This is a genomic window from Actinomadura sp. NPDC048394 (assembly GCF_040651755.1).
Classification (GTDB): domain Bacteria; phylum Actinomycetota; class Actinomycetes; order Streptosporangiales; family Streptosporangiaceae; genus Spirillospora; species Spirillospora montaniterrae.
Map to the genome: position 1 here is coordinate 107,501 of NZ_JBEZJL010000015.1, position 17,998 is coordinate 125,498.

At 74.8% G+C, this 17,998-nt stretch carries 17 protein-coding genes; 9 read left to right on the forward strand and 8 right to left on the reverse strand.

What is annotated here, in order from left to right:
* Nucleotides 1-33 precede the first annotated feature (33 nt).
* Nucleotides 34-720 carry a TetR family transcriptional regulator C-terminal domain-containing protein gene (locus tag AB0C78_RS13075; RefSeq protein ID WP_360746250.1) on the forward strand — a complete coding sequence of 229 codons (687 nt, stop codon included), beginning with the start codon at nt 34-36 and terminating at the stop codon, nt 718-720.
* Complete coding sequence (locus AB0C78_RS13080; protein ID WP_360746252.1) at nt 710-2,326, forward strand: amidohydrolase; 1,617 nt, start codon at nt 710-712, stop codon at nt 2,324-2,326. Before AB0C78_RS13075 ends, AB0C78_RS13080 begins: the two co-directional genes overlap by 11 nt.
* Before the next feature lie 12 nt (nt 2,327-2,338).
* Here AB0C78_RS13080 and AB0C78_RS13085 read toward each other — a convergent pair whose 3' ends face one another.
* Nucleotides 2,339-3,259, reverse strand: a complete 921-nt coding sequence (locus tag AB0C78_RS13085; RefSeq protein ID WP_360746255.1) for an SDR family oxidoreductase — start codon at nt 3,257-3,259, stop codon at nt 2,339-2,341.
* Nucleotides 3,260-3,453: 194 nt separating this feature from the next.
* On the opposite strand from AB0C78_RS13085, the gene AB0C78_RS13090 reads away from it, so the two are divergent.
* Entirely contained in the window at nt 3,454-4,176 is a 723-nt protein-coding gene (locus tag AB0C78_RS13090; RefSeq protein ID WP_360746258.1) for a TetR/AcrR family transcriptional regulator, read from the forward strand.
* Nucleotides 4,177-4,330: 154 nt separating this feature from the next.
* Nucleotides 4,331-4,738 carry a hypothetical protein gene (locus AB0C78_RS13095; RefSeq protein ID WP_151538464.1) on the forward strand — a complete coding sequence of 136 codons (408 nt, stop codon included), beginning with the start codon at nt 4,331-4,333 and terminating at the stop codon, nt 4,736-4,738.
* A 92-nt stretch (nt 4,739-4,830) separates the two neighbouring features.
* Here the strand turns inward: AB0C78_RS13095 and AB0C78_RS13100 are convergent, their stop codons facing one another.
* Nucleotides 4,831-5,610 (reverse strand): response regulator transcription factor, encoded by a 780-nt coding sequence (locus AB0C78_RS13100; RefSeq protein ID WP_360746261.1) that lies wholly within the window; start codon nt 5,608-5,610, stop codon nt 4,831-4,833.
* Complete coding sequence (locus AB0C78_RS13105) at nt 5,607-6,902, reverse strand: histidine kinase (RefSeq protein ID WP_360746264.1); 1,296 nt, start codon at nt 6,900-6,902, stop codon at nt 5,607-5,609. Before AB0C78_RS13105 ends, AB0C78_RS13100 begins: the two co-directional genes overlap by 4 nt.
* A 224-nt stretch (nt 6,903-7,126) precedes the next feature.
* Between AB0C78_RS13105 and AB0C78_RS13110 the strand changes: the two genes are divergently transcribed.
* Nucleotides 7,127-7,819 (forward strand): ABC transporter ATP-binding protein, encoded by a 693-nt coding sequence (locus AB0C78_RS13110; protein ID WP_360746267.1) that lies wholly within the window; start codon nt 7,127-7,129, stop codon nt 7,817-7,819.
* Nucleotides 7,816-10,308, forward strand: a complete 2,493-nt coding sequence (locus AB0C78_RS13115; protein WP_360746270.1) for an FtsX-like permease family protein — start codon at nt 7,816-7,818, stop codon at nt 10,306-10,308. Before AB0C78_RS13110 ends, AB0C78_RS13115 begins: the two co-directional genes overlap by 4 nt.
* A gap of 67 nt (nt 10,309-10,375) precedes the next feature.
* Here the strand turns inward: AB0C78_RS13115 and AB0C78_RS13120 are convergent, their stop codons facing one another.
* Nucleotides 10,376-11,281, reverse strand: coding sequence for an oxygenase MpaB family protein (locus AB0C78_RS13120; RefSeq protein ID WP_360746273.1), 906 nt, complete (start codon nt 11,279-11,281; stop codon nt 10,376-10,378).
* 84 nt (nt 11,282-11,365) lie between these two features.
* On the opposite strand from AB0C78_RS13120, the gene AB0C78_RS13125 reads away from it, so the two are divergent.
* A complete protein-coding gene (locus AB0C78_RS13125; protein ID WP_360746276.1) occupies nt 11,366-11,983 on the forward strand; it encodes a TetR/AcrR family transcriptional regulator in 618 nt (205 codons plus the stop codon).
* Here the strand turns inward: AB0C78_RS13125 and AB0C78_RS13130 are convergent.
* Nucleotides 11,968-12,642 (reverse strand): phosphatase PAP2 family protein, encoded by a 675-nt coding sequence (locus AB0C78_RS13130; RefSeq protein ID WP_360746278.1) that lies wholly within the window; start codon nt 12,640-12,642, stop codon nt 11,968-11,970. The genes AB0C78_RS13125 and AB0C78_RS13130 overlap by 16 nt on opposite strands.
* A 176-nt stretch (nt 12,643-12,818) precedes the next feature.
* Here AB0C78_RS13130 and AB0C78_RS13135 point away from each other — a divergent pair, with 176 nt between their 5' ends.
* Entirely contained in the window at nt 12,819-14,084 is a 1,266-nt protein-coding gene (locus tag AB0C78_RS13135; protein ID WP_360746281.1) for a PHB depolymerase family esterase, read from the forward strand.
* Between the two features lie 60 nt (nt 14,085-14,144).
* On the opposite strand, the gene AB0C78_RS13140 is transcribed toward AB0C78_RS13135, so the two are convergent.
* Both AB0C78_RS13140 and AB0C78_RS13145 read right to left on the reverse strand, forming a co-directional pair.
* Nucleotides 14,145-15,065: an NADP-dependent oxidoreductase gene (locus AB0C78_RS13140; protein ID WP_360746284.1), complete on the reverse strand. Its 921-nt coding sequence runs from the start codon at nt 15,063-15,065 to the stop codon at nt 14,145-14,147.
* A 29-nt stretch (nt 15,066-15,094) separates the two neighbouring features.
* Nucleotides 15,095-16,291 carry an MFS transporter gene (locus AB0C78_RS13145; protein WP_360746286.1) on the reverse strand — a complete coding sequence of 399 codons (1,197 nt, stop codon included), beginning with the start codon at nt 16,289-16,291 and terminating at the stop codon, nt 15,095-15,097.
* Nucleotides 16,292-16,351: 60 nt separating this feature from the next.
* On the opposite strand from AB0C78_RS13145, the gene AB0C78_RS13150 reads away from it, so the two are divergent.
* Nucleotides 16,352-17,449, forward strand: coding sequence for a transcriptional regulator (locus AB0C78_RS13150; RefSeq protein ID WP_360746289.1), 1,098 nt, complete (start codon nt 16,352-16,354; stop codon nt 17,447-17,449).
* On the opposite strand, the gene AB0C78_RS13155 is transcribed toward AB0C78_RS13150, so the two are convergent.
* Nucleotides 17,424-17,789, reverse strand: coding sequence for a hypothetical protein (locus AB0C78_RS13155; RefSeq protein ID WP_360746292.1), 366 nt, complete (start codon nt 17,787-17,789; stop codon nt 17,424-17,426). The two genes, AB0C78_RS13150 and AB0C78_RS13155, sit on opposite strands and share 26 nt — an antisense overlap.
* Nucleotides 17,790-17,998 lie beyond the last annotated feature (209 nt).

The following is a 17,998-nucleotide window of genomic DNA, read 5'->3' on the forward strand; positions in this document are numbered from 1 at the left end:
TCTATTGGTCGCATAACCAATAACGTGGAGGCGATGTTGTCAAGAGCCGCACCGAAACGGGTCCGCAAGACGCCGGAGGCCCGCCGCGCCGAGATCGTCGCGGCGGCGTCCGCGCTCGCCCTGACCGAGGGCCTGGAGTGCATCACGCTGCGCCGGGTCGCCGACGAGCTCGCCGTCCGCCCGGGCCTGATCAGCCACTACTTCCCCGCGGTGGAGGACCTGGTCGCCGAGGCGTTCGGCGCCGCGGCGACCGCCGAGCTGGACGACCTGATCCCCGCCGACCGGCCCGCCGGGAGCCCGCTGGAGCACCTCGCCCGCTTCTTCGTGCTCACGACCGGCGCCGGGTACGACGGGGTCAGCCGGCTGTGGCTGAACGCCTGGCACCTCAGCCGCTACCGCCCGGCGCTGCGCGAGCGCGTCGACCGGCAGGAGACGCTGTGGCGCGAGCGGCTGGCCGGGCTCGTCCGGGACGGCGTGGAGGCCGGCGCCTTCCAGGCCCGCGACCCCGACGTGACCGCCCGGCGGATCCTGGTCGTCCTCGACGGGCTCGGCTCCCATGCCAACACCGACCGATCGGACCGCCCGCCCGAGGTGACGCACCTCGCCGTCGTCATCGCCGAGCGGGAGCTCGACCTGCCGGAGGGGAGCCTCGTCGCCCGGGTGACCGCGGCGCACGTGCCCCGCCCGGCCCGCGACGAAGGAGCCCCCTGTGCCCGCTGACCTGGTGCTGCTGTCCGCCCGGCTGCTCGATCCCGTGGACGGGCGGCCGTCGCCGCACACCGCGCTGGCCGCCGCCGGCGGCCGGATCACCGCCCTCGGCGACGACCGCGAGATCCGCGCGCTCGCCGGGCCGGGGACGGCGGTGCTCGACCTGCGCGGCGCCGTCGTCACGCCCGGGCTGGTGGACGGGCACATGCACCCGGTCGCGGGCGCCGAGCGGACGATGGGCGTCGACCTGTCCGGCTGCCGCGACCTGCCGGCCGTGCGGGACGCGCTCGCCCGCGCGGCGCGCGAGCTGCCGCCCGGCGGATGGCTGCGCGGCTGGGGCCTCGACCCCAACGTGTTCGGCGAAGAGCCCATCACCGCCGCCGCGCTCGGCCCCGCCTTCCAGGACGTCCCCGCCGCCGTCGACCTGTTCGACGCGCACTCCATGCTGGCCGGCCCGCGCGCGCTGGAGCTCGCCGGGATCGACGGGCCGCGCCGGTTCGAGCAGGGCGCCGAGATCGTCGTCGACGGCGACGGCCGCCCCACCGGCCTGCTGCTGGAGGACGCCGCCTGCGCGCTGGTGGAGGACGTCGCGCCCCGCCCGACGCCCGCCGAGCAGCGCGAACGCACCGCCGCGGTGCTGCGCGGCATGGCCGCCGCGGGCCTCACCGGCGGTCATGTCATGGACGGCCACGGCCTGGCCGTCCTCGCCGACCTCGAAGCGCACGGCGCGCTGCCGCTGCGCCTGCGCGTCGCGCCCTGGTGCCAGCCGGGCGGCGACGCCGGCGACCTCGCGCGGCTCATCGCCGAGCAGGGCACCGGCGGGCGGCTGTGGACGGTCGCCGGCGTGAAGCTGTTCATGGACGGCACCATCGACAACGGCACCGCCTGGCTGGAGCGCCCCGACTGCCACGGCGAGTCCACGCACGCCTTCTGGCCCGACCCCGACGCCTACACCCGCGTGATCGGCGAGCTGCACCGCGCCGGCGTCCCCACCGCCACCCACGCCATCGGCGACGCGGCCGTCCGGCACGTCCTCGACTCCGTCGAGAAGGCGGCGGGCGGGGAGGGCGCGCCGGTCCGGCACCGCGTCGAGCACATCGAGACCGTGCCCGACGACACCGTCCGGCGCTTCGCCGCGCTCGGCGTCACCGCGTCCATGCAGCCGACGCACTGCTGCGAGTACACCCGCGCCGACCACACCGACAACTGGTCGCGCCGGCTCGGCGAGGAGCGGGCGTCCCGCGCGTTCCGCTGCCGGGACCTGTGGGACGCGGGCGCCACGGTCGTGCTCGGCTCGGACTGGCCGATCGCGCCGTTCCCGCCACTCGCCGTCATGGCCGGGGCGCGGCACCGCCGGCCGAGCCGCGACCTGACCGAGCCCCCGCACGGCCCGGGGCAGGCCCTCACCCCGCTGCAGGCGTTGCAGGGCTGCACGGTCAACCCGGCGCGGGCCGCGGGCGAGGAGGCGGCCGCCGGACGGATCGCGCTCGGGTACCGCGCCGACCTCACCGTCCTCGCCGACGACCCGCTCTCCGTCGCCGACGCCGACCTCGCCGCGCTGCCGGTGCTGCTCACCGTCCTGGACGGGCGCATCACCCACCGCGACCCGGCTCTGTGAACCTCTCGCCGGTCAGGCCCCGTCCTCGGGGGTGACGCCGTCGGGCAGGACGTTCGGGCGCGCCTTCTCCACCAGGGCGGGGATCACGTCGTCCAGCTCGTGCGGGTCCCAGCGCGCGCCCTTGTCGACGACCGGCCCGGCGCGCCAGCCCTCCGCGACGCTGATCCGGCCGCCGCGCACGTTGAACACCCGGCCGGTGATCCCGCGCGCCCCCGGGCTCGCCAGCCACACCACCAGCGGCGCGATGTTGGACGGGTCCGCCGGGTCGAAGCCCTCGGCCGGACGCTCGCGTCCCGGCACCAGGTTCTCGGTCATCCGGGTCAGCGCGGCGGGCGCCACCGCGTTCACGGTCACGCCGTAGCGCCGCAGTTCGCGGGCCGCGATCACGGTCAGCGCGGCGATGCCCGCCTTGGCCGCGCCGTAGTTGCCCTGCCCGGCGTTGCCGTAGATGCCCGACGACGAACTGGTGTTGATCACGCGCGCGTCGACCTCGTGCCCGGCCTTGTGCCGCTCCCGCCAGTACGCGGCGGCGTGCCGCAGCGGCCCGAACGTCCCGCGCAGGTGGACGGCGATCACCGCGTCCCACTCCTCCGCGGACATGTTGACCAGCATCCGGTCGCGCAGGATGCCGGCGTTGTTCACCAGGACGTGCAGGTCGCCGAACCGCTCGACGGTCGAGGCGACGAGCCGGCGGGCGCCCTCGAAGTCGGACACGTCCGTGCCGTCGGCGACGGCCTCGCCGCCCATCGCGCGGATCTCGTCCACGACCTCGCCCGCCGGGCCGGTGGACGAGCCGGTGCCGTCCACCTGCGCGCCGAGGTCGTTGACGACCACGCGGGCGCCGTGCCGGGCGAACTCCAGCGCGTGCTCGCGGCCGATGCCCCGGGCCGCCCCGGTCACGATGACCACCCGTCCGTCGGCGATCGCGGTCATGGTCGCTCCCTCCGTCCCGGGCGGGCCGGACGCCCGGCGCCGCCACGCACTAGAAGCCATTTCTAGAATTAGCTTTCAAAAACGATGCGACGGGAACCCCTCGATGTCAATGGGGTACGGTCACGCGCCCGCGGCCCGGATCAGGATGAACGGGACACCGGCACCACGAAGGCCGATGAGATAGCTTTCCAACGGTGGAAAACGCTGGAGTGTCCATCGGCGGGGCGCGGGGGCCCGGCCGGGACGACGGCACGGACGCCGGGGGCCCCGAGGGCGCCGGCGGCGCGGCGTCCTTCCGCGGGCGCCTGCTGGCCGGCCTCGCCGAATCGATCCGCGAGCGCGGCTACCGCGAGACCACCATCTCCGACATCGTCCGCCACGCCCGCACGTCCCGGCGCACCTTCTACGAGGAGTTCCCCACCAAGGACGCCTGCTTCGTCGAGCTGCTCCAGGTGACGAACCGGATGCTGCGCCGGCGCGTCGCCGAGGCGATCGACCCCGCCGCGCCGTGGGAGACCCAGATCCGGCAGGGCGTCGAGGCGTACGTCGACATGGTCGCCTCCGAACCCGAGATCACGCTGAGCTGGATCCGCGAGCTGCAGGCGCTCGGCGCCGGCACCGCCCGGCGGATGCAGCGCGAGGCGGTCGACACGCTGTTCCGGCTGCTGCGCGACGTGACCGGGAACCCGGAGATGGTCCGGGCCGGGGCGCACCCGATCACCCGCCCGTTCGCGCTGATGCTGATCGGCGGGCTCCGCGAGCTCACCGCCACCCTAGTGGAGGACGGCGCGGACGTCCGCGACATCACCGAGGTCGCCGTCGAGGCGACGATCGCGCTCTTCCGGCCGGTGCCGGAAAACCGCGGCGGCGCGCCGTCCGCGAGCCGCTCCGGCGGTTTTCCGGATCCCCGGAACTGACCTTTCGGCCGCCGCTCGCGGTGCCGCCGAATTTCCCTTCTCCGGCACGGTAGGCGCGCGTACGGCACCGTGGTACCGTCCCGTACCACACCATCTCCGTGCCCGTCGGCACGCGAGGCCGCCATGCCGAGAGCATCGTCCAGAAGAGCGCGCGATGACCGACATTGACGAGGACGACTTCACCGATCACGCCGTCCACCTGGAATACACATGGCGGACCTGGCGGTACATGCTCACCAGCGCCGCCGCGCCGGCCCTGCTGTGCGTCAGCGCGAACGGCATCCTGCGGCTCGGCAGCTTCGTCGACTGCGCCGCCGCCGAGCGGGTGTTCTGGGACGTGGTCACGCTGGCCATCCAGGACGCCGGCGACCACCTCGCGGACATGCGCGTCAACAGCACCCGGGCCGCCGTCGTGCTGGAGGGCCCGCCGGACGGCCGCGCGCACCTCGCCGTCCGCTCGGCGTCCGGATTCAACCTCGCGCACTGCTACGACACCTCCTACGACGCGCTCGACGCGTGGGCGCAGATGGCGAGCGAACTGGCGCTCGGGCCGTGCGGATGATCGGCCCGGACCGCGCTTTCCGAAATGCAGGGAGAACGCCGGGGCCTGCTGAATTCGCCGCACCGGAAAAAACGATCTCCGGAACGCGCGGTTCAGCGCCCGGAATCGCCGCTTCCCGACGGGCCGCTCCCCGATGGGCCGTTCCCTGATGGGCCGCGGCCCGCGGACACCAGTCCCGTCTCGTAGGCGAGCACCACGGCCTGCACCCGGTCGCGCAGGTCCAGCTTTGCGAGGATGCGCGCCACGTGCGTCTTGACCGTCGCCGCGCTGAGCGTGAGGCGGTCGGCCAGCTCGGCGTTCGACAGCCCGGTCGCGAGCAGCCCGAGCACCTCAAGCTCGCGGGGCGTCAGCCGGGACAGGTCGCGGTGCACGGCCGGACGCGTCCGGAGGTCGTCCTCCCGGGGCGCGAAGCGCTCGATGAGGCGGCGGGTGATGGCCGGCGCGAGCAGCGCGTCCCCGGCCCGGACGAGCCGGACCGACGCGGTCAGCCGCTCCGGCGTCACGTCCTTGAGCAGGAAGCCGCTCGCGCCCGCGGTGAGCGCCGCGTAGACGTAGTGGTCCAGGTCGTAGGTGGTGAGGATCAGCACGCGGGCGCCGCCGCCGGCCGCGGTGATCTCCCGGGTCGCCTCGATGCCGTTCATCTCCGGCATCCGGACGTCCATCAGCACGACGTCGGGACGGGTGCGGCGGACGGCGGCGACCGCCTCGAAGCCGTCCGCGGCCTCGGCGACCACGTCGATGCCGTCCGCGGCGAGGATCATCCGGAAGCCGGTGCGGACCAGCGCCTGGTCGTCGGCGATCACCACCCGCAGGGCCCCGCCGCCCGCCCCGCTTTCGGTGTCCGCCCCGCCGCCGGTGTCCGCGGCGGTCACGGCGTCCGCCAGGGGATCGTTGCGGCGACGCGGAACCCGCCGGCGAGGGTGCGGCCGGACTCCAGCGTCCCGCCGTAGACCGCGAGCCGCTCGCGCAGGTTGATCAGGCCGCGGCCGTTGCCCATCCGCGCGCCCGTCCCGGCGCCGGGCGCGCCGCCCGTGTCGGTGATCTCGATCCGCAGGTCGTCGCCGTCGCAGCGGACCGCCACCGCGGCGGACGCGCCCGACGCGTGCTTCATCGCGTTGGTCAGCGCCTCCTGCACCACCCGGTACGCGGTGAGGTCGACGCCCGGCGGCAGCGTCCCCGGCGGCGGGTCGATGTCGGCGGTGACGCGCAGGCCGGTGGCGCGGACCCGGTCGATGAGCGGGGCGAGCCGGTCCAGGCCCGGCTGCGGCACCGGCACGCCGCCGCCCGCCTCCCCGTCGCCGTCGCCGTCGCCGTCGCCCTCGCCGGACGGCGCCAGCAGGCCCATGACGTGCCGCAGCTCCGCCATCGCGGCCCGGCCGCTCGCCTCGACGTCCAGCATCGCCTTCTTCGACAGCTCGGGGTCGGCGTCCACCACCTTGCGGGCGGCGCCCGTCTGGATCACCATGACGCTCACGTTGTGGGTCACGACGTCGTGCAGCTCCGCCGCGATCCGGGCGCGCTCCACCTCGACCGCGCGGCGCGTCGCCTCCTGCTGCGCCCGCTCGATCTGGGCGAGCCGGCCCCGCCAGAACCGCACCGCCATCGCGAGCACGCCGGCGGCGAGCAGCACGAAGAACGGCGCCGACCAGTCCGGCAGGGAGGCGGCGGTGCCCCGGTAGGCGAGGCCGGCGAGGACGGCCGCGACGCCGAGGCTCGCGATGGCCTGCACGCGGTAGCGGCTGTAGGCGATCGCGCCGAACCCGGCGATCAGGCAGGCCAGCACCGTCACCCAGGTCATGCCGTGGCGCAGCGCCCACGCCGCCGTCAGCACCGCCCAGAACGCGGCGAGCGGGTACCGGCGCCGGAACGCCAGCGGCAGGGTCGTCAGCACGGTCAGGGTCCAGGACGGGTGGACGGGGTCGGGGTGCTCGCCGAACCCGGGCGGGACGGGGGCGTCGGGCGCGAGGGGCCCGCCGAAGTCCACCTTGTCGGGCTGGTCCCCGTTCCCCGTCTGCGCCGCCACGAGCAGCGCCACGGCGGTCACGGCGAGGGCGAACAGCGCGTCCGCGGCGAGGGCGCGGCGCGACGGCGGCTTCCCCGCCGGCTCCGGCCGGAGCAGGCCGCGCAGCCGCCCGCGCGCCTCGCGCGCCGTTTCCACGTGCATTTCCCCATTCTGTCCCTCGCCGCCCGGACCGGGTATCGGCTTCGCGGGCGGGGCGGTCGGCCGCGCGGCGTACATCGCGAGGATGACGCGCGGCGGGGTCGGCCGCGCGGTGTACGGAATGTCGGTGCGGCGGCCGACGACCCGGACGCCCCGCCGCGCATAGCTTCACGTCCGCTGACACCGGGCGGCCCGCACGCCGCCCGCACGCGGAGGGCGGGAGCCTCATGGGACATGTGATCGAGCTGGACGCCGCGGCGAAGGCCTACGACGGCGCGGGCGCGCCGGCGCTCGGGCCGGTGTCGCTGGACGTGGCGGAGGGCGAGGCGCTCGCCGTCGTCGGGCCGTCGGGCAGCGGGAAGTCCACGCTGCTGAACCTGGTCGCCGGGCTGGACCGGCCGTCCGCGGGGACGGTGACGGTGGACGGGCGGCGCGTCGACCGGCTCGGCGAGGCGGCGCTCGCCCGGTTCCGGCGCGAGCGGATCGGGTTCGTGTTCCAGTTCTTCAACCTGCTCGACGACCTCACCGTCGCCGACAACGTCCGGCTTCCCGCGCAGCTCGCGGGGACGCCGCGCCGGAAGGCCGCGGACCGCGCCGCCGAGCTGCTGGAGATCCTCGGCGTCCACCAGCATGCGGGCGCTTATCCGGGACGGCTGTCGGGCGGGGAACGGCAGCGCGTCGCGGTGGCGCGCGCGCTGGTGAACCGTCCGGCGCTGCTGCTGGCGGACGAGCCGACGGGCGCGCTGGACACCGCGTCCGGCCACGAGGTGCGCGAGCTGCTCGCCGAGGTGCACCGGGGCGGGCAGACGATCGTGCTGGTCACCCATGACATGGCGCTGGCGCGGTCGCTCGCGACCCGGACGGTCACGCTGGTCGACGGCGCGATCGCGGCCGACGAGCGGGCGGGGGCGGCCCGATGAGCGCGCGGTTCGCCGGGTCGGTGCTGGGCCGGGTGGTGCGGTCGGGGGTCGGGCGGCGGCGCGTCCAGACGCTGGTGGTCGCGCTCGCCACGCTGATGGCGGTGGCGTCGGCGGTCGTCGCGGGGTCGCTGGTCGTCGCGTCGTCGGCGCCGTTCGACCACGCCTTCGCGCGCGCACACGGCGCGCACCTGACCGCGCAGATCGACGCGGGGAAGGCGTCGGCGGCGCAGGCCGCGGCGACCGCGCACCTGCCGGGCGTCGCGGCGAGCGCCGGGCCGTTCCCGGTCACGGTCCTCTCGCCGACCGCGCAGCGCGGCGGCCCGCTGCCCGAGCTGACCGTCGCGGGGCGCTCCTCCCCCGGCGGCCCCGTGGACCGGCTGGAGGTCACGGCGGGACGGTGGCCGTCCGCCGGAAACGAGATCATGCTTCCGGCCGATCTCCCCCCGGACGTGGCGGAGACCGGGTCGACGCTGACCCTGCCGGGCGGAGGGACCCTGACGGTCGTCGGCCGGGCCCGCTCGGTCACCGGCTCCGCCGACGCGTGGATGACGCCGGCCGGGGTGGTTGCGCTCCGCTCGGCGAAGGCGCCCGGAACGGCCGAGATGCTGTACCGGTTCTCGGGGTCGCCGACGAAGTCCCGGTTGGCCGCGGACCGCGCGAAGGTCGCGGCGGCCCTGCCGAAGAGCGCGCTGGCCGGCACCCGGTCGTACCTGGACGCCAAGTACGTCGCCGACCGCGAGGCGGCCACGTTCGTGCCCTTCCTGATGGCGTTCGGCGCGCTCGGCCTGGGGATGTCGGTCATCGTCGTCGCCGGCGTCGTCGGCGGCATGGTCGGGGCGAACCTGCGCCGGATCGGGATCCTGAAGGCCATCGGCTGCACGCCCGCCGAGGTCGTCCGCGCCTATGTCGCGCAGGCGCTCGTCCCGGCCGCCGCGGGCACCGTGCTGGGCGTGGTGCTCGGCAACCTGATCGCGTACCCGCTGCTCGGCGACGTGCAGCAGGTGTACGGGACGACCGGCCTCTCGGTCGCCTGGTGGGTGGACGCCGCCGTCGCGGCGGGCGCGCTGCTGGTCGTGGCGGTCGCCGCGCTCGTCCCGGCGCTGCGGGCGGGACGGCTGCGGACCGTCGAGGCGATCGCGGTCGGCCGCGCGCCGGGCACGGGACGCGGCCGGTGGGCGCAGCGGTTCGCCGGGCGGCTGCCGCTGCCGCGCGCGGTGACGCTGGGGCTCGGAACCCCGTTCGCGCGTCCCGTCCGGTCGGCGTCGATGCTCGCGGCCGTGCTGTTCGGGACCGCCGCCGCGACGTTCGCGATCGGCCTCGCGGCGTCGCTGAACACGATCGGCGCCGCCCGCGACCCCGCCGCGCGCGCCGCCGTCAGCGTGATGGGCGGAGGCCCCGCCCCGCAGGGACAGGAGCAGGCGCCCCCGCAGGGACAGGGACCGGCGCAGGGGCCGGGGCAGGCGTCCCCGCAGGGGCCGGGACAGGCGCCCCCGCAGGGGCCGGGACAGGCGCCCCCGCAGGGGCCGGGGCAGGGACCTGGGCAGGGGCCTGGGCAGGGGCCGTCTCCGGTGGACGGCGCGAAGGTGGAGGCCGCCATCGCCGCCCAGCCCGGCACGGCGTCCTACTACGGAGTGCGCAGGACGCAGGTGACCGTGACGGGCGTCGTGGGCGGGGTCGACCTGCAGCTCTACCAGCACGATCTGCGGGCGGGCGCGTACGAGATCATCGCGGGGCACTGGATCACCGGCCCCGGCCAGGCCGTGGTGCCGACGCACTTCCTCGACGCGACCGGCCACCGCATCGGGGACACCATCACCGTGCTGGACCAGGGCGCCGCGGTGCGGCTGCGGATCGTGGGCGAGGCGTTCGACCTCGAGAACGACGGGATGCACGTGCACGCCGCCGCCTCCTCGTTCGCCGGAATCGAGAAGCAGGGCGCGGCCGACGAGTATCTCGTCCGGCTCAAGCCGGGGGTCTCGACGGCGTCCTACCTCAGCGGGCTGAACAGCGCGCTCAAACCGCTCGGGGCGCAGGCGACGGCCGCCGCCGACGACGTCAGCAGCACGATCGTCGTGCTGGACTCGCTGGCGGGGCTGCTCACGCTGATGCTGGTCACCGTCGCGGGGCTCGGCGTGCTCAACGCGGTCGTCCTGGACACCCGGGAGCGCGTCCACGACCTGGGCGTGTGCAAGGCGATCGGGATGTCGCCGCGGCAGACCGTCGCGATGGTGCTCGCGTCCGTCGCGGGCCTCGGCGCGGCCGGCGGGCTCGCGGGCCTGCCGGCGGGCGTCGCCCTGCACCACCTGGTGCTGCCGCTGATGGGGGACGCGGCGGGCACCCGGCTGACCGCGCCCATGGTCGGGGTCTACCGCGTGCCGCTGGTCGTCCCGCTCGCGCTCGGCGGCATCGTGATCGCGGTGCTGGGCGCGCTGCTGCCGGCCGGCTGGGCCGCGAAGGCGCGCACCGCGACCGCCCTCCGCACCGAGTGAACGCACCGGCTCGCGGCCGGCCGCCGTCATGAGGCGGCCCGTGACGGCGGCCCGCCGCGAGCCGGCGTCAGAGGGGGCGGGTGTCGAGGACCTGGCGGAGCCTCTCCTGGGCGCGGGCGGCCTGGCGGGCGCGGTAGGCGATCGGCATGTAGCGGACGCGTTCCGGCAGCAGCGGCGTGCTGCGGCCGATGACCTGCCCGACGGCGCGCAGCCGCCGCTCGTCGGCCTTGCTCCAGGACAGGCCGAGCTTCTCGCGCGCGGCCGGAGGCAGGGTGCCGGTGGAGATGAACCGCCCGAGCCTCCCGGTGAGCCCGATCACGGGTGCCGCGACCGGACGCAGCGGAGCGGGCACGCCCGGCGGGAGCTTGTCCATCCGGTCGAGGACCTCGAGGGCGACCTTGTGCGGGACGAGGGTGTTCTCCACCATGTCGTCGAAGTACGCCCAGTACTCGTCGATGGTCTTGGGCATCATCCGCTCGGGCACCTGCAGGATGCGGCCGAGGTTCATGAACTCGTCGAAGACCTGTTGCTGCTCCCGCGCGTCCATCGGCTCGGGAGCGAAGTACTTCGACGCGGTGACGGCCGCGTAGAAGCCGGTGAGGTGCACCCACGCCCAGGGCTCCGCCGACAGCGCGTGGTGGCTGCGGCCGTCCTCGTCGACGGCGCTGAGCGGCTTGTGCATCTGGCGGAGCCGCCGGCCCTCCTCGATCGCGGTCGGCCCGCCGTACACCCAGGTCTGCACGGACGCGAAGCTGCGCGCGGCGCGGCCGAGCGGGTCGCGGCGGAAACTGGACAGCCGGTCGACGACGGTGCCGATCGCCGGGTGCATGGTCTGCAGGATGAACACGCTGTTGCCGGCGATCGCCGACGTGTAGAGCCCCATGGTGTCCCACAGGATCGAGCCGGGCTCGAACGGGACGGGCTCGGGGCGCGCGACGGCCCGTGCGGCGGGCGCGTTCTCGGTCACTGTCATGGTCTCGCCTCCCGATGGCGTCTCGGCTACAGTGAAACGCGAATAAGTAGTCGCTTACAAGTCGCGTCCGGGGAGGCCCCGCCGATGCCCCGCCCACCTGCCCTTTCACCGCGCAGGACGCCGCGCCAGGACCGGTCGCGGCACACGGTGGAACGGATCCTGGACGCCGCCACTCGCGTTCTGTCCGAGCGCGGGTACGACGGCGCGTCCACCAACCGCATCGCCCGCGCCGCCGGGGTCGGCAACGGGTCGCTCTACCAGTACTTCCCGAACAAGGACGCCATCGTCATCACCGTCATCGACCGGTTCGCCGACCATCTCGCCGACCGGCTCGGCGCGCAGATCGAGTCGACCATGAACGACTCGTGGCAGGAGGCCGGGCGCGCGCTGCTCGACGTGCAGATGCGGCTGTTCGAGGAGCACGCCGACCTGCTGCGCGTCATCGTCGAGCAGATCCCGCGGCTCGGCCCGTTCGACAAGCTCGCCGCGCTGCAGCGCCGGCTGACCGACCTCGTCCGGGTGTACCTGCTGGTCAACCGGGACGCGTTCCGCGACGACCTGGACGTGGACGCGGCCCTGTGGATCCTCGCCGAGACCGTCGGCACGCTGTCGATCCGGTACGTGCTCGACCGGCCGCCGATCCCCCGCGAGCGGATGATCGACGAGCTCGCGGAGCTGGTGATCCGCTATATCCGCGGGTAGCGGCCCCGCACCGGCTCGCCCGGCCACAGCTTCCGGGTGAACGGTTCCGCCGCCACCAGCCCGGCCAGCAGCACCGGGCCGAGCGCCAGGCTGAACAGGACGTCGGTCAGCCAGTGCTCGTCCGCCGCGGTCAGCGCCGCCCCGGTCAGGAACCCGGTGACCAGCGCGAAGTCGCGCCGGCCGCGCGCCGTCAGCCACCGGTCGAGGACCGGGACGACGACGACCAGCAGCTCGATCCCGACCCAGATGAGCAGGAACCCGTTCAGCGTGTGCCCGGACGGGTAGGCGTCGCCGTGCTTCCACAGCACGTCGACATTACTGAGCGGATACGTCCGCGGGATCACCGACTTCACGCCCTCCTGCAGCAGCGACAGCAGGGCGACCACCACGATCGGCACCAGCACGGGACGCGCCGAGCGCGCGCGGATCGCCCCGAGGATCGCCAGAGGGACGAGGACGTACCCCGCGATGACGCCGCGCTGCCCGAGCTGGGTGAACACGTGGACGGCCGACATCCACCCGCCCCGGACATGCGCGTCGCAGAACGTGTGGACCGTCCAGTCGAGACGCCGGAGCGGGCCGTCGGCGAGCACGTCCGCCGTGACGCCGGCCATGACCGCGACGGCCACGAGGTACCAGCCCCACGACCGTCGGCGCATACCCACGGTCTTCCCCGCTCACATCCCGTGACGCATGGGGTACGGAGCCATAACCGGGACGGGCAGGCATGGCCGCCCGGCACATTTCCCGCAGGACCCGGATCGGTTTGACTTCCGGATGGGCGCCCCTCCTTCCCGATCTCCACCCCCGTTCGACCGATCCGGGAGAGCCCTTCATGCATCGACGATCCCCGCGCATTGTGCGGCGCCTCGCGAAATGGCTCGCGTCGTCCGCCGCCCTCGTCCTCCTCGCCGCCGCGTCCGGTGCCGCCGGCGCGGCCGCCACCGCCGCGCCCGCGCACGCCGAAACGGGCACCTACCGGCAGGTCACCGGTTTCGGGTCCAATCTCGGGAACCTGCAGATGTACGAGTACGTGCCGGCCGGGCTGCCGTCCGGCGCCCCGCTCGTCGTGGCCCTGCACGGCTGCACGCAGAGCGCCGACGACTACTACGGCCATTCCGGCTGGCCCAAGTACGCCGACCTGTGGAAGTTCGCGGTGGTGTTCCCGCAGACCACCACGTCCAACAACATCCAGAAGTGCTTCCAGTGGTTCGATCCCGCGAAGGACGCGCGCGGCGGCACGGAGGCGTCGTCGATCGTCCAGATGGTGTCCTACGCCGAGCAGCAGCACGGTTCGGACCCGCACCGGGTGTTCCTCACCGGCCTTTCGGCGGGCGGCGGGATGACGGCGGATCTGCTCGCCGCCTACCCGGACGTGTTCGCCGGCGGCGCGGTCGACTCGGGCCTTCCCGCGCAATGCGCGACCAGCCTCGTTGCCGCCAGCGGATGCCAGATGAACAACCAGAACCTGACGCCCGCGCAATGGGGCGACAAGGTCCGCAACTCCCATCCCGGTTACACCGGCCCGTGGCCGCGCGTCGCCATCTGGCAGGGCACCGCCGATTACACGGTCTATCCGGTCAACGCCACGGAACTGCGCGACCAGTGGACGAACGTCTGGGGCATTTCGCAGACGCCGTCGAGCACGCAGAGCCTCCCCGGCGGCACGACGCAGAGCGTCTACAACGACGCGAACGGGAAACCCGCCGTCGAGGTCTGCTCCATTTCGGGAATGGGCCACGGCCTCGCGGTCGACCCCGGATCGGGCGCCGACCAGTGCGGCAGCACGGGCGCGTACTTCCTCGACGCCATCTGCTCCACGTCCTACACGGCGAAGTTCTGGGGCCTCGACGGCTCGTCCGGCACCGACCCCGGCGACCCCGGCGATCCCGGTGACCCGGGCGATCCGGGCGGCTGGACGCCCCAGTGCTTCACCGCGACCAATTACGCGCAGGTGACGGCCGGACGGGCGCACACCAGCGGCGGCTACACGTACGCGAACGGCTCGAACCAGAACATGGGCCTCTACAACGTGTTCGTGACGCACACGCTGAAGGAGACGGCCGAGGGCTACTACGTCATCTCCGATTCCGGCTGCTGAACCGCCGGAACGAGCCGGTCCGCGCCGTCCGCTGCGACGGCCCGGACCGGCTCGTCCTGGTCACGGTGTGATGACGAGCTTCCCGCGCGTGTGGCCGCTCCGGCTCTCGTCGAACGCGGCGCCGACGTCGTCGAGGGCGAACATCTTCGCGACGTCGACGCGCAGCGCGCCGCGGTCGGCCATCGCGGCGAGGTCGGCGAGCTTGGCGCCGTCCGGGCGGACCCAGATCCAGTGGCCGCCGTGCTGCTCCACGCTGTTGTCGGCGACGGACACGTGCCGCCCTCCCGGCGCGAGCACGGCGAGCGTCGTGTCCAGCTGCCCGCCCACGAAGTCGGCGACCGCCGTGACGCCGTCCGGCGCGAGGTCGCGGACCCGCTCCACCAGCCCGTCGCCGTAGGAGACCGGTTCGGCGCCGAGCTCGCGCAGGTAGTCGTGGTTGGCCTCGGACGCGGTGCCGATCACGCGGGCGCCGCGGTCGACGCCGATCTGCACCGCGAAGCTCCCCACTCCCCCGGACGCCGCGTGCACCAGCAGCACGTCGCCCTTGCCGACCTCGAGCCGGTCGAGCGAGCGCTGCGCGGTCATCCCGGCGAGCGGCAGCCCGCCCGCCTGGTTCCAGTCGAGCGCCGCGGGCTTGCGCGCGCAGTGGACGGCCGGGACCGTGACGAGCTCCGCGAACGTCCCCCCGTGCACGACGCTCTTGCGGGCGTAGGCCATGACCTCGTCGCCGGGCGCGAACTCCGGGGTGTCCGGTCCGACCGCGCGGACGACCCCGGCGACGTCCCAGCCGGGGATCACCGGGAACACGGTGTCCATCATCCCGTCGAGCCCGCCGGACATCACCTTCCAGTCGACCGGGTTGACGCCCGCCGCGCGCACCTCGACCAGCACCTCGCTCGGGCCGAGCTTGGGGTCGGGCGCCTCGCCGGCGGTGAGGCGGGAGTTGTCGGAGGCATAGGAGTCGTAGGTGACGGCACGCATGTCCCTCAGCCTGCCTCCGGTCCCGCCCGCTAAACCCGCTGCGCGGCTGCCTCGCCGGGCGGCGCCGCGGGCCGGTCCCGCAGCCACGGCGCCAGCGCCGCGGTCACCGCGACCGACGCCGCCGCCATCACCGCCATCCCGGTCTCGGGCGAGGTGAGCTGGGCGGCGCCGCCCGCGAGCGCGGCGCCGACGCCCTGCATGCCGAGCATCCCGGACGAGTGCAGGCCGAGCGCGTGGCCGCTCAGCTCGTCCGGGGTCAGCCGCAGCAGCCGCTCCTGGAGCAGCAGCGTCGCGCAGTACCCGACGCTCGCCGCGACGATCGCGGCCACCGCGACGGGCAGCGGCGGGCGCAGCGCGAAGACCAGGTACGGGACGGCCAGCAGCAGCCGCATCGGCGCGTCCAGCCGCCTGCGCCACCCGGGCGGGACGAACCGTCCGGCGAGGGCGTCCCCGGCGAGCATCCCGGCCGCGCCCGCCGCGAACAGCAGCCCCGCGTGCCCCGGCGCGTACGGGACGAACAGCGACTCGCAGCCGACGATCAGCCCGTTCGGCACCCACAGCGCGAGGAAGACGGCCCGGCGCCGCGCCGACGACCACAGCCGCACGTTGTTGCGCCATGTCTCGCCCGCGGTCGCCCGGCCGGTGGCCCGCGGCGCGCGGCGGCTCAGCCCGAACCGTCCGGCGAGCGCCGCCGCGAGGTACAGGGCGGCGCCGGCGAGCAGCGTCCCGCGCGGCGACAGCGCGGAGACCATGACGCCTCCGGCCGCGAACCCCAGGATCTGCATGAGGCCGACGGACATGTTGAGCACCGAGCGGCCCAGCACGTACCCGTCGCGGTCGAGAATTTCGTTCAGCAGCCCGTACCGCACCCCGCCGCCCACGGCGTTCGCGGCCCCGAGCGCGAGGACGATCGCGAACACGCCCCACACCGGCAGGCCCGGGACGGCCTGCGCGGCGGTGCCCGCGGCGAACAGCAGCGACAGGCCCGCGAGCGCGGCGCGCGGCGGCAGCCGGTCCGCCGCCGACAGCAGCACGAGCGCCCCCGCCGGCTGGGCGAGCGCCGGGCCGAACATCGCCAGCGACGACAGCAGCGGCGAGCCGGTCCGAGCGTAGACGAGCGTGGCGAGCGCGAGCCCGCTCACCGTCTGCGCCGCGACGTTGCCCGCCGACGTCAGGAACAGCGGCGCGAACTCGGGCGTGCGGAACAGGTCCTCGTACGTGCGCATGATCGGAGTCTCCGGGGGGCCGCCGCCCGCCGGTTACTCTTTCGCGGGGAGGCGAAACCCTTGGGCTGGTGGGAGATCAACGCGGACACCCTCGCGAGCGGCCGGTTCGCCGTGTCGCCGCTGGCGGAGGCCACCGCGTGCCTGAAGGCGCTGCGCTGGCGGCGGGCCGCGAACCCGGGCGAGCGCGCCTGGCTGGACGCCCACCTGCCCGCGTTCCGCGCCCGGATGGCCGCCGACCCCGTCACGGCCCTGCTCGTCCGGTCCGCCTTCGTGCCGGGGTGGAACGCCGACTTCGTCACGCCCGCCCAGACCGGCGAGCCCGGCGCGACGTTCGCCGGGGAGCTGGAACGGATCCGGGCCGCGCCGCCGGACGCCGCCCGCGCCGACCTGGCCGTGGCGCTGGACGGCCCGCTCCCGGCCGCCCTCGACCGCGACGACCTGCCGGACCGCGCCGCCGACCTGATCGCGTGGGTGTGGACGGAGACGGTCCTGCCGGACTGGCCGCGGCGGCACCGGATCATCGAGGCGGAGATCGTGGCGCGGGTCGCGCGGCTGGGCCAGGGCGGCTGGGCCGCCGCGCTCGCCGGCATGCGGCCCGGCATGCGCTGGCTCGGCGAGAACCGGCTCCAGATCAACACCCGGGACCACCCGCCGCGCGACCTGTCGGGCAAGCCGCTGGTGTTCGTGCCGGTCACGGTCGGCCAGAGCTGGTCCTCCTGGGACCGGGAGGCGTCCCGCTACGCGATCGTCTACCCGTGCTCGGGGGCGCTCGCCGGTGCGGGCGCGGTCCCGGTGCCCGGCGCGCTGGGGGCGCTTCTGGGGCCGGTCCGCGCGTCCGTCCTCGTCCTGCTGGACACGCCGAAGAGCACGACGCAGCTGGTCGCGCTGACGGGCCGGGGGCTCGGCTCGATCGGCCGGCACCTGAAGATCCTGCTGGACGCGCGGCTCGTCGGGCGGCGCCGCGCCGGGCGCTCGGTCCTGTACTACCGGACGGAGGCGGGCGAGGCCCTCGTCGCCGCCCAGCGCGACACGGCGCCCCAGCGCGGCGCGGCGCCCCAGCGCGGCGCGGCGCCCCAGCGCGGCGCGGCGCCCCGGCGCGGCGCGGCGCCCCGGCGCGGCTCGTCGGCCGGGGTCAGCAGCGGGCCGTCGTCAGCGTGATCTTCCCGGCGCGGTCCCAGTTCACGTCGGCGAGCGCGGTGCCCGCCGCGACGCACGCGGTCTCGGCGCCGGACCGGTCGACGACCCTGGCGGCGGCGCCGCCCGCCTGCTCGTTGACGACCTTTCCCCGGCCATGCCAACCGCTCAGGCCGTAGGTGCCGTACCGGTAGAAATCGAAGACGCGATATTTACCGCCATAAGCAACGGTGGCGCACACATGACCGGGGCGGCATTTCGGAATATCGTCCGCATTCCCGTAATATTTCGCCGGGACGGACGGAAAGGTGGCCGGGGCGGCCGGAGCGTCCACCGGCGACGCGGCGCCCATGGTCGCGGCCATGGCCACGCCCACGACCAGGGCGGCTCCGGCTCCGAGCCGCACGCGCCGGACGGCCCCACGAAATACCCTCAAGAATTTCCCGCCTTCACTTTCACGCGAGCCCACGGGCCCGGCAGCGATTCGCGCTCGGCATTAGCGATCAACATCGGTGACTATAAAGGCGTGCGACACGATCCGCAAAGCACGTAAGGCATTTGGGATGGCGCCGG

Excerpts from the sequence above, each read along its gene's own strand:
- AB0C78_RS13130 (WP_360746278.1), bottom strand. The coding sequence starts at position 12,642 with ATGCGCCGACGGTCGTGGGGCTGGTACCTCGTGGCCGTCGCGGTCATG.
- AB0C78_RS13085 (WP_360746255.1), bottom strand. The coding sequence starts at position 3,259 with ATGACCGCGATCGCCGACGGACGGGTGGTCATCGTGACCGGGGCGGCC.
- AB0C78_RS13135 (WP_360746281.1), top strand. The coding sequence starts at position 12,819 with ATGCATCGACGATCCCCGCGCATTGTGCGGCGCCTCGCGAAATGGCTC.
- AB0C78_RS13155 (WP_360746292.1), bottom strand. The coding sequence starts at position 17,789 with ATGGCCGCGACCATGGGCGCCGCGTCGCCGGTGGACGCTCCGGCCGCC.
- AB0C78_RS13120 (WP_360746273.1), bottom strand. The coding sequence starts at position 11,281 with ATGACAGTGACCGAGAACGCGCCCGCCGCACGGGCCGTCGCGCGCCCC.
- AB0C78_RS13075 (WP_360746250.1), top strand. The coding sequence starts at position 34 with ATGTTGTCAAGAGCCGCACCGAAACGGGTCCGCAAGACGCCGGAGGCC.
- AB0C78_RS13140 (WP_360746284.1), bottom strand. The coding sequence starts at position 15,065 with ATGCGTGCCGTCACCTACGACTCCTATGCCTCCGACAACTCCCGCCTC.
- AB0C78_RS13115 (WP_360746270.1), top strand. The coding sequence starts at position 7,816 with ATGAGCGCGCGGTTCGCCGGGTCGGTGCTGGGCCGGGTGGTGCGGTCG.
- AB0C78_RS13110 (WP_360746267.1), top strand. The coding sequence starts at position 7,127 with ATGGGACATGTGATCGAGCTGGACGCCGCGGCGAAGGCCTACGACGGC.
- AB0C78_RS13125 (WP_360746276.1), top strand. The coding sequence starts at position 11,366 with ATGCCCCGCCCACCTGCCCTTTCACCGCGCAGGACGCCGCGCCAGGAC.
- AB0C78_RS13145 (WP_360746286.1), bottom strand. The coding sequence starts at position 16,291 with ATGCGCACGTACGAGGACCTGTTCCGCACGCCCGAGTTCGCGCCGCTG.
- AB0C78_RS13095 (WP_151538464.1), top strand. The coding sequence starts at position 4,331 with ATGACCGACATTGACGAGGACGACTTCACCGATCACGCCGTCCACCTG.
- AB0C78_RS13105 (WP_360746264.1), bottom strand. The coding sequence starts at position 6,902 with ATGCACGTGGAAACGGCGCGCGAGGCGCGCGGGCGGCTGCGCGGCCTG.